At 77.4% G+C, this 13249-nt stretch carries 14 protein-coding genes and 1 pseudogene; 4 read left to right on the top strand and 11 right to left on the bottom strand.

Annotated elements, in window-relative coordinates; all coding sequences use genetic code 11:
* From ACI8AD_RS23985 to ACI8AD_RS24020, 8 genes and pseudogenes are all read right to left on the bottom strand, one after another.
* A pseudogene (locus tag ACI8AD_RS23985) lies at positions 1–254 on the bottom strand (endonuclease); the annotation flags it as partial.
* A 70-nt stretch (positions 255–324) separates the two neighbouring features.
* Positions 325–1392 (bottom strand): class I SAM-dependent methyltransferase, encoded by a 1068-nt coding sequence (locus tag ACI8AD_RS23990; protein ID WP_456873042.1) that lies wholly within the window; start codon positions 1390–1392, stop codon positions 325–327.
* Positions 1393–1583: 191 nt separating this feature from the next.
* Complete coding sequence (locus ACI8AD_RS23995) at positions 1584–2219, bottom strand: response regulator (protein ID WP_456873043.1); 636 nt, start codon at positions 2217–2219, stop codon at positions 1584–1586.
* The gene (locus ACI8AD_RS24000) at positions 2216–3454 is read right to left on the bottom strand and encodes a sensor histidine kinase (RefSeq protein ID WP_456873044.1); all 1239 of its coding nucleotides are present in this window, start codon (positions 3452–3454) and stop codon (positions 2216–2218) included. The genes ACI8AD_RS23995 and ACI8AD_RS24000 overlap by 4 nt, the downstream gene beginning before the upstream one ends.
* On the bottom strand, positions 3451–4278 hold the full coding sequence (locus ACI8AD_RS24005) for an ABC transporter permease (RefSeq protein WP_456873045.1): 828 nt from the start codon (positions 4276–4278) through the stop codon (positions 3451–3453). Before ACI8AD_RS24005 ends, ACI8AD_RS24000 begins: the two co-directional genes overlap by 4 nt.
* Positions 4275–5183 (bottom strand): ABC transporter ATP-binding protein, encoded by a 909-nt coding sequence (locus tag ACI8AD_RS24010; protein ID WP_456873046.1) that lies wholly within the window; start codon positions 5181–5183, stop codon positions 4275–4277. Before ACI8AD_RS24010 ends, ACI8AD_RS24005 begins: the two co-directional genes overlap by 4 nt.
* Positions 5184–5270: 87 nt before the next feature.
* Positions 5271–6077, bottom strand: a complete 807-nt coding sequence (locus ACI8AD_RS24015; protein ID WP_456873047.1) for an ABC transporter permease — start codon at positions 6075–6077, stop codon at positions 5271–5273.
* On the bottom strand, positions 6074–7039 hold the full coding sequence (locus tag ACI8AD_RS24020; RefSeq protein ID WP_456873048.1) for an ABC transporter ATP-binding protein: 966 nt from the start codon (positions 7037–7039) through the stop codon (positions 6074–6076). The genes ACI8AD_RS24015 and ACI8AD_RS24020 overlap by 4 nt, the downstream gene beginning before the upstream one ends.
* 92 nt (positions 7040–7131) lie before the next feature.
* On the opposite strand from ACI8AD_RS24020, the gene ACI8AD_RS24025 reads away from it, so the two are divergent.
* On the top strand, positions 7132–7887 hold the full coding sequence (locus ACI8AD_RS24025; protein WP_456873049.1) for a TetR/AcrR family transcriptional regulator: 756 nt from the start codon (positions 7132–7134) through the stop codon (positions 7885–7887).
* Between the two features lie 29 nt (positions 7888–7916).
* Here the strand turns inward: ACI8AD_RS24025 and ACI8AD_RS24030 are convergent, their stop codons facing one another.
* Together ACI8AD_RS24030 and ACI8AD_RS24035 are read right to left on the bottom strand one after the other, a co-directional pair.
* Positions 7917–8516, bottom strand: a complete 600-nt coding sequence (locus ACI8AD_RS24030; RefSeq protein WP_456873050.1) for a hypothetical protein — start codon at positions 8514–8516, stop codon at positions 7917–7919.
* Positions 8517–8555: 39 nt separating this feature from the next.
* Positions 8556–8801 carry a hypothetical protein gene (locus tag ACI8AD_RS24035; protein ID WP_456873051.1) on the bottom strand — a complete coding sequence of 82 codons (246 nt, stop codon included), beginning with the start codon at positions 8799–8801 and terminating at the stop codon, positions 8556–8558.
* A gap of 185 nt (positions 8802–8986) precedes the next feature.
* On the opposite strand from ACI8AD_RS24035, the gene ACI8AD_RS24040 reads away from it, so the two are divergent.
* On the top strand, positions 8987–9412 hold the full coding sequence (locus tag ACI8AD_RS24040; RefSeq protein ID WP_456873052.1) for an ester cyclase: 426 nt from the start codon (positions 8987–8989) through the stop codon (positions 9410–9412).
* Between the two features lie 79 nt (positions 9413–9491).
* Here the strand turns inward: ACI8AD_RS24040 and ACI8AD_RS24045 are convergent, their stop codons facing one another.
* Positions 9492–10757 (bottom strand): S8 family serine peptidase, encoded by a 1266-nt coding sequence (locus ACI8AD_RS24045; RefSeq protein WP_456873053.1) that lies wholly within the window; start codon positions 10755–10757, stop codon positions 9492–9494.
* A gap of 147 nt (positions 10758–10904) precedes the next feature.
* Here ACI8AD_RS24045 and ACI8AD_RS24050 point away from each other — a divergent pair, with 147 nt between their 5' ends.
* The gene (locus ACI8AD_RS24050) at positions 10905–12398 is read left to right on the top strand and encodes an AlkA N-terminal domain-containing protein (protein ID WP_456873054.1); all 1494 of its coding nucleotides are present in this window, start codon (positions 10905–10907) and stop codon (positions 12396–12398) included.
* The gene (locus ACI8AD_RS24055; RefSeq protein ID WP_456873055.1) at positions 12395–12943 is read left to right on the top strand and encodes a methylated-DNA--[protein]-cysteine S-methyltransferase; all 549 of its coding nucleotides are present in this window, start codon (positions 12395–12397) and stop codon (positions 12941–12943) included. Before ACI8AD_RS24050 ends, ACI8AD_RS24055 begins: the two co-directional genes overlap by 4 nt.
* The last annotated feature ends 306 nt before the right edge of the window (positions 12944–13249 follow it).

Here is a 13249-nt window from a genome sequence, read left to right on the forward strand (position 1 = left end):
GCCTCGGCGAGCACGGGCAGGTGCTCCAGCGCCCGCCCGTTGCCGACGAGCCGGGACGCCGCCGCCGACGACAACCGACAGTGCCCCCGCAGCCACGAGGCCATCGACCGCTGCCCATCGCGCTCCGACGCCTGGGCCAGCTCCGCCGCCCGCACCCGCCGGGCCAGGGCCGCGTCGATGCGGTTGCGCTCGGCGACCAGCGCGGCGACGTCGTCCAGGACATCGTCACCGGCCTGCCACTCACCCGAACACATGTACGAAGAATATCCGAACGGAGACCATCCTGCGACCCGTATCCGCAGGTCAAAGGCTTGTCCACAGATGTCAGCAACCCCTTGCGGTCGCACGATCGGTGTCCCCGGGCCTCGAGGCGGACACCGCGATCAACGGCGTCCCCGGCACGACGCTCCGGGGCGGCTGTGGGTCCAGGCCGGCCTCGGCCAGCTGGCGGACCAGCGTCTCGCCGTCGGGGAGCTGCAGATCGCCCTCCTGCGCGCGGAGTAGGAGGTCCAGGTGCCGGCTGAACAGCTGCCGGGTGGCGGCGGTGGTGATCACGAGCGCGCTGCCGCCCGGGGTCAGGCGATCGGCGACCGCGCGCAGCAGCGGCACCCGCTCGGCGGGCGGCACGCAGTAGACGACGTTGGCGAGCAGCGCCAGGTCGAAGGGTCCGGCGAGGGAGCCTCCCCGCTCCTCGGTGAGCGCGACCCGGACGTCGACGGCCTCGACGGTCGCCCGGTCGGCGAGCCCCCGCTCCCCCAGGGTCCGTCTCGCGAGGGCCGCGACCTCGGCGTCGACGTCCACCCCGACGCCGGTGGCGCCGGGCGCCGCTGCGAGCATCGCGGCGAGCTGCAGCCCGGCACCGCACCCGACGTCGAGCACACGGCACGGGCGGCGCTCGGTGACGGTCCGGACGAGCAGTTCGTGCACGAAGGTGTCGAAGCCGGTGCTCATGCGGGCGATGAGCTCGCCCTGTTCGGCCAGGTCACGCCGCCTCGTCCCGCCGGCGAGCTCCGCGCCGAGTCCGCGGTAGAGGTCGGTGTGGAACCCGCCGAAGCCCTGGTAGGAGGCGCGGACGAGGTCGTCCTCGACGACGGCGCGCCCGGCACGGGCCAGCCGCCACCGGGCGCCGTCCCCGTCGACGAGCCGGACCACCGACGCCACCTGCAGGAAGGCCTCCAGCAGGTCCGGATCGGTGGCGCCGGTGCGGGAGGTGAGCTCGGCGGTGCTCGCGGGCCCCGGCACGAGTGCGTCGAGCACGCCGGTGCCGAGGGCTGCGCTGACGACCTGCAGGCGCAGGGCGGCCTGCCCGTCCCGCGCGGCGCGCCACCGCGCGCGGAGGTCGCCGGTCCGCACCAACTGGACCAGCGCGCGGGGACCGATCAACCCGGCCATGCGACCTCCCTGCACCCGCGTGCCCCGTCGGTGACTCTGTCGGTCACCCGGGCGGCCGACCAGGGTCCGGAGGCCGCGGTGAGGTGCCAATTGCGCGACAAAGGCACCCACCCGGGCCGGATGAGGTGCCAATTGCGCGATACAGGCACCCACCCGGGCCGGGATGGGTGTCCACCGCGCGACGGAGACAGCTACCGGGCGCCGGGGCCGGGGAGCAGGCCGCGCTCGACGGCGACCATGACCGCGCGCGTGCGGTCGTCGACGCCGAGCTTGGCGAACACCCGCAGCAGGTGCGTCTTCACCGTCGCCTCGCCGATGAACAGCTCCCGGCCGATCTCGGCGTTGGTCAGGCCGCGCGCCACCCCGGCCAGCACCTCGAGCTCGCGCGCGGTCGGCGCCTCTACGGCGGGCGCGCGCAGCTGCGACACCAGCCGGGCGGCCACCGGCGGGGCGAGCACCGTCTCCCCGCGCGCGGCCGCGCGGACGGCGTCGGCGAGCTGCGGCAGCGGGGCGTCCTTGAGCAGGTAGCCGGTCGCCCCGGCGGCCACCGCCCGCACGATGTCGGCGTCGGTGTCGTAGGTGGTCAGCACCAGCACCCGGACGGCGGGGTGCGCGGCGGCCAGCCTCTCGATCGCGGTGACGCCGTCCAAGCGCGGCATCCGCAGGTCCATGAGGACCACGTCGGGCGCGAGCGCCGCCACCTGCGCCAGCGCCTCCAGCCCGTCGCCGGCCTCCCCGACGACGTCGAGGTCCTCCTGCGCCGCCAGCCAGCCGACCAGCCCGCCGCGCACCACCGGGTGGTCGTCGACCACCAGCACCCTGATCACGTCCCGGGCACCCGCACCGTCACCCGCGTGCCCGATCCCGGCGCGGAGGCGACGTCGACCTCGCCGCCCACCTGCGCCACCCGCCCGCGCAGCCCCTCCAGGCCCGAGACGGTGACCGACGACGGGTCGAAGCCCACCCCGTCGTCCTCCACGTGCACCGACACCTGCCCGCCCACCCGCGCCAGCCGCAGCACCACCGCCGAGGCCGCGGCGTGCCGGCGGACGTTGGTCAGCGCCTCCTGGGCGCCGCGCAGCAGCACGACCTCCTCGTCGGTGCGCAGCGCCGGCACGCCGTCGAGCGCCCCGGTGTCCACCCGCACCTGCAGCCCGGTCTCGCGGGCGAACCGGGCGGCCAGCCGCTGCAGCGCCTCCACCAGCGTCGACCCGTCCAGCGCCACCGGCCGGAACGCCGCCACCACGGCGCGCGCCTCGGCCAGGTTGTCGCGGGCGACGTCCTCGATGACGGCGAGCCGCTCCCGCGCGGCGTCGGGGTCGGTGCGCAGCAGCGCCGCCGCCGTCTGCGCCTGGACGACGATCGAGGTGTACCCCTGCGCCAGCGTGTCGTGCACCTCGCCGGCCAGCCGCTCCCGCTCGGCGAGCACCCCGCGCTCGCGCTCGGCGGTGGCCAGCTCCGTCCGGGTGGCCTCCAGCTGCGCGATCAGCGAGGCCCGGTCGGCGCTCTGCCGCAGCACCTCGCTGATCCACAGCCCGAGCGCCAGGCTGAACGCCAGGCTGACCACCGACTCGCGCAGCACCTCCAGCGTGGTCTCCCCCGCCCCCGCCTGCGCCAGCGGCCCGATCGCGCTGGCTCCCGCCAGCAGCACCGTCCAGGCGACGCCGGTCAGCGTCCCCTGCACGACGAACCAGACCTGCGGGTAGGCGAGGAAGAGCAGGAACAGCAGCCCCGGCGCCAGCCACCCCAGCAGCCCGAAGCAGACGACCACGACGGTGAGGTGGACCAGGGCCCGGTGCGGGTGCCCGCCCCCGACGGCCGGCCCGCCGGCGAGGACGTAGGACAGCGCCAGGGCCCCGAGGACGGCGAGGACCGGCCCCTGCTCGCCCGGCTCGGTCACCTCGCCCGAGAGCACGCTGACCACCGCCAGCGACCACAGCACCGCCGAGATGACGTGCATCCCGACGACCGTCGCCCGCCACCCGCGCGCGGACAGCGGCTCGCCGCCCTCCTCGCCCGGGGTGGGGAGGAGGGCGGCGGCCAGGAGGCGCCGCAGGCTCATGCCGTGCGGCGCCAGCGGAAGGCGCGGACGCAGACCACGAGCCCGATGATCACCCATGCGGCCAGCACCAGGGCAGTGGTGCCGTGCTCCCAGCTGCCGGCCGGCTCCACCGCGGCGGCCGAGTCCGGCAGGAACACCGAGCGCATGCCCTGCACCATCCACTTGAGCGGGAAGACCGCGGCCACCTCCTGCATCCACGGCGGCAGCTCGGAGAAGACGAAGAAGACGCCGGAGAAGAACTGCAGCACGACGGCGAAGGCGCTGATCCCGTTGGCCACCGACCGGCTGCTGCCGACCGAGGCGACCGCGATGCCGAGCACCGTGCCGGCCGCCGCGCCGCCGATCGCCACCCAGGCGAAGGTCAGCCAGCGGCCGGGCTCGGCGGGCAGCGCCACGTCGAAGGCGGTCGCGGCCACGGTGAGCAGCAGCGCCAGCTGCAGGACCGTCGTCACCAGCACCTGCCCGGCCTTGCCGAGGAAGTAGCCGAGCGCCGGCGTGCCGAGCGCCTGCAGCCGGGCGAGGTCGCCCCGGTCGCGCTCCTCGGCGATGGCCGTGCCCACCGCCTGGAAGCTCGTCAGCATGATCCCGGTGGCCGCGATCCCGGCGAGGAAGTACTGGGCGAAGGGCACCCCACCCGGCCGGTCCTCGCCCTCGAACACGGACGCGAAGATCAGCAGCATCACGACCGGGTAGGCGAAGGAGAAGACCACCTGGGCCGGGTCGCGGACGAACAGCCGCAGCTCCGTGCCCGTGCGGGCCAGGCCGATGGCCGCGGCCGACGGCGGCGCCGGACGGGTGCGGGGCGGGGTCAGGACGGCGGTCATCTCAGCTCTCCCTCGAGGGTCGCGGGGGCGCCGACCAGGGAGAGGTAGACCTCCTCCAGGTCGGGGCGGGTGACGGTCAGGCCGGGGACCTCCCCGGTGGGGGCCGCGGCCAGCAGGTCGCGCAGCACGGCCGACGGCTCGCGGGTGACCACCTCGCGGACGGCGCCGCCCTCGGTCCACCGCACGGTGGCCACCTGCCGCAGGTCGGCGCCCAGCTCGGCCGGCGGGGCGACCTCGACCAGCCGGCCCGCGGCCAGCACGCCCACCCGGTCGGCGAGCTCGGCGGCCTCGTCCAGGTAGTGGGTGGTGAGGAGCACGGTGGTGCCGGCCGCGCGCAGGCCGCGGACCAGCCCCCAGAACGAGCGCCGGGCCCCCGGGTCCATGCCCGTCGTCGGCTCGTCGAGGAACAGCAGCTCCGGCCGACCCTGGATGCCGAGGGCCACCTCCAGCCGCCGCCGCTGCCCACCGGACAGCCGCGACACCCGGGTGCCGGCGGACCCGGCCAGCCCGACGTCGGCGAGCAGCTCGGCGGTGGACACCGGCGTGGCGTGGTAGCGGGCGAAGTGGTCGAGGGTCTCGCGGACGGTGAGCGCGTTGCCGGCGCCGGTGGTCTGCCCGACGACGCCGGTGCGGTCGCGCCAGGCCCGCCCGGCGCGCGCGGGGTCCTCGCCCAGGACGGCGACCTCGCCGCCGTCGCGGGTGCGCAGCCCCTCCAGGACCTCGACGGTGGTCGTCTTGCCCGCGCCGTTGGGTCCGAGCAGGGCGAAGACCTCCCCGCGCCGGACGTCGAGGTCGAGGCCGTCGACCACCGCCCGGCCGCCGTAGCGCTTGACCAGCCCGCGCACGCGGACCGCGTCGTCGTCGCGCACCCCCGCCGCGGCGGGCGCCGTCTGCATCGCTGTCATGGCACGAGCCTGGCGGCCCGGGGCCGCCGGCGGTACGGCCGTTCCGTGGGCGCTGCGTCCACCGGTCGGTGGACCCAGCGGCCGGGGTCAGCGCGACAGACCCTGCCAGCGGCGCACCGCGAGCGCCGCGAACACCGCGGTGAGCGCCACCGGCCAGGCGACGGCGAGCAGCGCGGCGTGCTCGGTGGCCCACCCGCCGTCGGGGACGGGGACGCCGGTCAGCTCCCGCACGGCGGTCACGGTGGCCGCCACCGGGTTCCACTCCGCGAGCGTCCCCAGCCAGGCCGGCATGGAGGAGACCGGGACGAAGACGTTGGAGAGGAAGGCGAATGGCCACACGAGGACCTGCACGGCGGTGACCAGCGCGGGGTCACGGGTCAGCAGCCCGAGCCAGATGCCGACCCAGAGGAAGCCGACCCGCAGCAGCAGGAGCAGCGCGGCCGCGACCAGCAGCCCCGGGCCCGGCTCCGGGCGCCAGCCCACGGCCAGCCCGGCGAGCGCGACGACGGCGAGCCCGGCGACCGAGGCCGCGAGGTCGGCCAGGCAGCGCCCGGCCACCACGGCCGACGGCGCCATGGGCAGCGCCCGGAACCGGTCGGTGACGCCGCGCTGGGTGTCGGTGACGACGGCGCTCATCGTCCCCTCGAGCCCGAACAGCATCACCAGCGCGAGCATCCCCGGGACCATGAAGTCGCGGTAGCTGCCGCCGGGCACGGGGATGCCGCCGCCGAGCAGGTACACGAAGGTCACCATCAGCAGCACCGGGAACAGCAGGGTCGCCAGCAGGCCCGCGGGCTGCCGCCGCCAGTGCGCGACGTCGCGGCCGGCGACGGTGAACGCGTCGGTCACGGCCCACCGCAGCCGCCCGCCGGTCCCCTCGGCGGCCGCGGTCACGCCGGCACCTCCTCGGCCGCCCGGTCCCGGCCGGTGAGGCGCAGGTAGGCCTCGTCGAGCGTGGCCGGCCGCAGCACCAGGTCGGCGACGTCGATCCCGGCGCCGTCGAGCGCACGGACCACGTCGCCGACGACGCCTGCGCGCCGGGAGACCGGCACCGTCACCCGCGCCCCCTCGTCGTGCCCGCCCGGCAGCGGGGGCCCGGCGGCCACCCGCTCGGCGATGGCGGCGGCCTCGGCGGCGCGGCCCGGGTCGGGGACGACCAGCTCCAGCCGGTCGCCGCCGATGGCCGCCGTCAGCTCGCGCGGGGTGCCGGTGGCGACGACCCGGCCGGCATCGAGCACCGCCACCCGGTCGGCCAGCCGCTCGGCCTCCTCCAGGTACTGGGTGGTGAGCAGCACCGTCGTCCCCCGGGCCACCAGGCCGCGCACCGCGTCCCACACGTCCCGCCGGCCGGCCGGGTCCAGCCCCGTGGTCGGCTCGTCGAGGAACAGCACCCGCGGCTCGAGCACCAGCCCCGCGGCGATGTCGAGTCGGCGGCGCATGCCGCCGGAGAACTCCCGGACCGGCTGGTCGCCGGTGTCGGGCAGCCCGACCAGCGCGAGCAGCTCGGCGGCGCGCCGGCGGGCGGCGGCCCGGTCGAGGTGGTGCAGCCGGCCGAAGAGCACCAGGTTGTCGCGGGCGCCGAGCACGTCGTCGACCGTGGGGTGCTGGCCCACCACGCCGATCCGGCGGCGCACCTCCCGCGGCCGGGCGACGACGTCGACACCGGCGACCTCGACCCGGCCGCCGTCGGGCCGAAGCAGCGTCGTGGCGATGCGGACGGCCGTCGTCTTGCCCGCGCCGTTGGGCCCGAGCAGCGCGCACACCTGCCCGGGCTCGACGTCGAGGTCCACCCCGTCGAGGACCGCCCTCGCGCCGTACCTCCTGACCAGTCCCCGGATCCGCACCGACGCGTCCACCCGCCACCTCCGTACACCGTACGACGTCCCCTCGGGCAGTACCGTACGCCGTACGGAGACGGCCGGGCAACCGGATGGGGGAGGCTGCAGCCATGGCGACGGAGTCCACGTCCGGCGGTGACCCCGCCCGCACCATGGCCCTGCTCTGGCGGACCCCGGACGCTGCCGGACGCCGCCCCGGCCCCCGCCCCGGCCTCGACGTCGACCGGGTCGTGGCCGCCGCGGTCGAGCTGGCCGACCGCGAGGGACTGGCCGCGGTGACCGTGCGCCGGCTCGCCGCCGAGCTCGGCGTCGGCGCGATGACGCTCTACACGCACGTCCCGGGCAAGGGCGAGCTGGTGGCCCTCATGCACGACGCCGTCCTCGGCGAGCTCTACCCCGAGCCCCCGGCCGGCGACTGGCGGGCGCGGCTGACCGCCGTCGCCCGGGCCAACTGGGACCTCTACGTGCGCCACCCCTGGGCGGCCTCCGTGGGCACCGGCAGGCCGGTCCTGGGGCCGAACCTGATGCGCCGGTACGACCTGGAGCTGGCCGCCGTCGACGGCCTGGGCCTGTCGGAGGTGGAGATGGAGCTGGTGGTGACGGTGGTCGGTGGCTTCGTCCGCGGCACCGTCGGCGGGCTGCACGACAAGGACGCGGCCGAGCGGGACAGCGGGCTCACCGAGGACGAGTGGTGGGCGGCCACCGAGCCCCTGGTCGACCGGGTCTTCGACGCGGCGCGCTTCCCCACCGCGGCGCGGGTCGGCCCGGTCGCGGGGAACGAGCTCGGCGGCTACTCCCCCGAGCGGACCTTCGAGTTCGGCCTGGCCCGGCTGCTCGACGGGATCGCGGTGCTCCTCGAGCGCTGACCGTCGGGCGCTGACCGTCGGGCGCCGGGTCAGCTGCCGGCGCCGAGCACCGGGCGGCCGGCCAGCGCGCCGACCACCGCGACGGCGTCGTCCCACCAGCGCTGGTAGTGGTACGGGTCGGCGTTGCGCTGGGTGCGGTGCGCGGCGATCGTCGGCGGCAGCGCGTGCCAGTCGGGCACCTCCTGCAGCGCGCGGAAGAAGTTGGTGGCGCTGGTGGTGGGGTCCATCCGGTCGGCGTAGCTGCCCCAGGCGCCGTTGTCGCGCTGCTGGAACAGCCCCCGCGAGTCCGGCCCGGCGGCGTCGCCGTGGTCGAGGACGCGCAGCGAGGACTCCCCCATCGCCGTCATCACCCCGACCACCTGGGCGCAGGTGTCCAGGCCCAGGTCGGCGGCGGCGTTGACGATCGCCGCCGCGTTGGCCAGCTGCTCCCCGGCGTACCCGGCGACCGGCCCCTCGGGCACCGCCGCCGGGTCGACCCGCACCGCCGGCTCCGCCGCCGCGCACTCGGCCGACGGCGCGGGTTCGACGGGGTCCTGCCGGGTCACCAGCACCAGCCCGAGGACGAGCAGCACGAGGACCGGCAGGACGACGAGGAGGCGGGCTCGCCCGGCCGGGGGGCTCGGTTGCACACCCCGTCCAACGGACGGCGGCGCGGCAGGGTCCCCGCGCTACTGGACCGGGGCGTCGGGCGGCGGCAGCTGCACGCGCAGCTGCTCGTCGACGGAGCTCACGCCCGGCACGGCCAGCAGCGCCGGGCGGGCGTCGGCCGGCGCCCGCCCGGTGATCAGCCCGAGCGTGCCGAGCACCCGGTCGACCTGCAGGCCCGAGTCGCGCAGCGCCCGGGCCACCTCGTCGAGGTCGGCCCGGTGCCCGTCGTCGACGGTGACGCTGAACCGCGCCAGCGGGGAGCCCACGGGGCGGAGGCTAGTCCCTCCCACGCCGCCCGGGGCCGCCGAGGCGGCGAGCCGTGACGGGGGCGTCCCACGGGGTGACGACCGGCTGCCCGCCCGGCCCCTCGGCGAGCCGTCGTCGGTCCCCCCGTCGTGTCGGCGAGTAGGCAGGCCGGGTCGCTGCACGGCCGGAGGACGAGGAGGTCCCGGTGACCGACGACGCCGAGCACACCAGGACGCTGGTCCGGCGGCTGGAGGACGCGATGAACACCCGCCGGCTGGACCTCCTCGACGACGTCCTCGCCCCGGACGTCACCCGGCACTCCCAGGCGACCCCACACCTCTCGATCACCGATCGTGACCAGTTAAAGGACTTCCTGCGGCAGGACGCGGAGTCCTTCCCGGACAACGTGCAGACGTTCACCCAGGTCCTGGTGGACGGTGACCGGGCGGCCGTGTGGGCGACCTACGAAGGCACCCAGACCGGGCCGTTGGGCCCCTTCCCGCCGTCCGGCCGGAAGGCGCGGTTCGACTTCGCCGGTGTCTTCCGCGTCCAGGACGGCAGGATCGCGGAGATGTGGCTGATCTGGGACAACGTGACGGTGCTGTCGCAGCTGGGCCACCTCCCCGGTTGACCGCCGGACCGGGCGGCCGGGGGCCACCGGACTCCGGCGCGACCACGTGCCCGGACCGACCTCAGCCCGCTCCGGCGCCCTACTGCGGGGCCAGCGCCAGCCCGCCGCCGACGTCGGCCGACGGCTCGGCCAGCCGCCGCGCGGCCTGGGTGAGCGTGGCCCACAGCTCGTAGCCGCGCCGCCCGGTGGCCTCGGCCCACAGCGCGGCCAGCCCGGCCACGTGCGGGGTGGCCATGCTGGTGCCGCTGATCGTCTCGTAGCGGGTGGGCATGGGCCAGGTCGACAGCACGTCCACCCCGGGTCCGGCGACGTCGACCTCCCCGCCGGGCACCGGCAGGCTGCGCGCGGAGAACCAGGCGGTCGCCAGGCTCGCGTCGAGCGCGCCGACGGCGAGGACCTCCACGCTGTTGGCCGGGGCGCCGACGAAGCCGAGGTCACCGGCCCGCCGGTCGGCGTTGTTGCCGGCCGCCGCCGCGATCAGCGACCCCTGCTCCAGCGCCCGCCGCCCGGCGGCCGAGTAGGGCGGGTGGGCCTCGGCGACGTCGGCGCCCAGGGACATGGAGACGACGGCGCAGCCGTTGGCCACCGCCCAGTCGATGCCGGCGAGGATGCCGCCGTCGTCGCCGCTGCCCTCGTCGCTGAGCACCTTGCCGACGTACACCTCCGCCTCCGAGGCGACCCCGTACCGCGGGCCGGCCGGGGGGACCCGCGGGCCGCAGGCGGTGCCGGTGCAGTGCGTGCCGTGACCGTGGCCGTCCTGCGCGCTGGTCACCCCCTCCACGAAGGACTCCGCGGTGACCTGCCGGCCGGCGAAGTCGGGGTGGGCGAGGTCCAGGCCGGTGTCGAGGACGGCGACCCGGATGCCGCGGCCGGTGAACGGCGACGTCGTCGCCTGCACCGCCTGCACGCCCCAGGTGGCCGCCGCGGTGTCCTCGAACAGCGGCGGCGCGGGCGCGGCGCCGTCGCCGCCGGTACCGACGAGGCGGCCGGCGAGGTCAGCGACGCCGTCCCGGTAGCCGCGGACGTAGGCGTCGTCGGGCAGCACGTGGTGCACCAGCTCGGGGGACACCGACAGCACCGGCCGGCGCAGCGCGCCCACCTGCTCCGGCGGGGCGGCGACCACGGCGATGCCCAGCCGGGAGAACACCGTGGCGCCGGCCTCGCGGAGGGTCTGCGCGGGGACCCGGCCGGCGGTGAAGTCGCGGGAGTCGGCGACGTCGGAGATCCCGGCGGCCGACCAGTCGACCGGCTCGTCGGCCGCGTCGGCGAAGACGACCACCTGCCGGCCGGTGGTCTGCACGGGCGGGCGGAGGTGGCGGCGTTCGGGCACGGACGGATCGATCACGGTTCCCCCTGGTCGGCGGCCCGGGCGGGAGCCCGGGCGGTGCGGGCAGTCTGCTGCGGGGCGGTGACGGCCGCACCCGGACACCGGCCCACGGTGGCGTCCGATTCCCGCCAGAGGAGGGTGGCCGGCGGTGCCATGCTCGGAGCCGTGACCGCCTCCCTCGACACTGACCGCTGCTACCGCGCGGTCGCCAGCCGGGACGCCCGCTTCGACGGCTGGTTCTTCACCGCCGTGCGCACCACCGGCATCTACTGCCGGCCCTCCTGCCCGGCGCGCACCCCGGCCGTGGCCAACGTGACCTTCTACGGGACCGCGGCCGGCGCGCAGGCCGCCGGCTACCGCGCCTGCCGCCGCTGCCGCCCCGACGCCGTCCCCGGGTCCCCGGAGTGGGACGTGCGCGCCGACGTCGTCGCCCGGGCCATGCGGCTGATCGCCGACGGCGAGGTCGAGCGGGCCGGCGTCCCGGGGCTCGCGGCGCGGCTGGGCTACTCCGAGCGCCAGGTGCACCGGCTGCTGGTCGGCGAGCTCGGCGTCGGCCCGCTCGCCGTCGCCCGGGCCCAGCGCGCCCAGACCGCCCGGGTGCTCGTCGAGACCACCGACCTGCCGATGGCCGACGTCGCCTTCGCGGCGGGGTTCGCCAGCATCCGGCAGTTCAACGACACCGTCCGCGAGGTCTTCGCCTGCACCCCCAGCGAGCTGCGCAGCCGCCGGCGCGGCGGTGACGGCGGCGCGCCCGGCTGGCTGACGCTGCGGCTGGCCGCCCGCGCCCCGCTCGACGCGGCCGAGGTGCTGCTCTTCCTCGGCGCGCACGCCGTCCCGGGCCTCGAGGAGTGGGACGGCACCACGTTCTCCCGCGTCCTCGACCTGCCCGGCGGCCCCGCCGTCGTCCGCCTCTCCCCCGCCGCCGACGGCGGCCCCGCGGTGACGGCGCGGCTGCTGCTGACCGACCTGCGCGACCTGCGCGCCGCCGTCCCCCGCTGCCGGCGGCTGCTCGACCTCGACGCCGACCCCGCCGCCGTCGACGACGTCCTCGGCGCCGACCCCGCGCTGGCCCCGCTGGTCGCCGGCGCGCCCGGCCGCCGCGTGCCCGCCTCGCCGGACGGCCCGGAGGCGGCCGCCCGCGCCGTCCTCGGCCAGCAGGTGTCGGTGGCCGGCGCGCGGACGCTCACCGCGCGGGTGGTCGCGCTGGCCGGCACGCCGCTGGCCGAGCCGGTCGGCACGCTCACCCACGCCTTCCCGCGGCCGGCGGCGCTGGCGGAGGCCGACCTGTCAACCGTCGGGCTGACCGGCGCGCGCAGCCGCACCCTCACCGGCCTGGCCGCGGCCCTGGCGGACGGCCGGGTGGCCCTCGACCCCGGCTGCGACCGCGAGGAGGCCGTCCGCGACCTGCTGGCGCTGCCGGGCATCGGCCCGTGGACGGCGGCGGTCGTGGCGATGCGCGGCCTCGGCGACCCCGACGTCTGGCTCCCCGGCGACCTCGCCCTGCGCCGCTCGCTGGCCGCCCTCGGCAGCTCCGACGCCGACGCCGCGACCCGCTGGCGGCCGTGGCGCTCCTACGCGGTCGTGCACCTGTGGTCGCTGGCCGCCCCCGCCCTGTTCACCCGCTCCCCCGCGTCCACCCCCGATCGGAGTGCGTCATGACCTCGTCCGCCCGCTACGCCACCGTCGCCACCCCGCCCGGTCCCTTCACCGTCGTCGTCACCCCCGGCCCCGACGGCGGCGACGTCGTCCTGGCCGCCGGGTGGACCGGCGACGTCGCCGACCTGCTGCCCGTCGTCCACCGCACGCTGCGGCCCACCCGGGTCGAGCGGGTGGAGCACCTGCCGGTCCTCGACGCCGTCGAGGCGCACGCCGCCGGCGACCTGCGCGCGATCGACGACGTCCCGGTGCAGCAGCGCTCCGGGCCGTTCCTCGAGGAGGCGTGGGACGTGCTGCGCACGGTGCCGGCCGGGCAGCCCGACACCTACGCCGCCTTCGCCGCCCGCTGCGGCCGGCCGCAGGCGGTGCGCGCGGCGGCCAACGCCTGCGCCCGCAACGCCGCCGCGCTGTTCGTGCCCTGCCACCGGGTGCTCGGCTCCGACGGCGGCCTCGGCGGCTTCCGCTGGGGCACCCCGGTCAAGCGGTGGCTGCTCGACCACGAGGCCGAGCACGCCCCCGTCCCCGTCCTCGTCGCCGTCGAGGCATAGGAAGCGATCCGCACGTCCCGGCCCCCGGGACGTGCGGATCGCTTCCTATGCCGTGCGCCTGCGGGGGCTTGTCGGTGGCGTCCTGCACCCTGCTGCTCGTGGACGCCGCCTCCCTCCTCCTCGGCCTGCTGCTCGGCGCGCTGCTGGGGGCGGCCGTCGTGCTCGGCGTCGTCGCGCTGGTGTCCCGGGGGGGGGGGGGGGGGGGGGGGGGGGGGGGGGGGGGGGGGGGGGGGGGGGGGGGGGGGGGGCGGGGGGCGGGGTGCGGGGGGGCGGGCGCCAGCGCCGCCGGCCCGCGGCCCGAGCGCC

The sequence above is a fragment of the Geodermatophilus sp. SYSU D00766 genome (genome assembly GCF_054049915.1).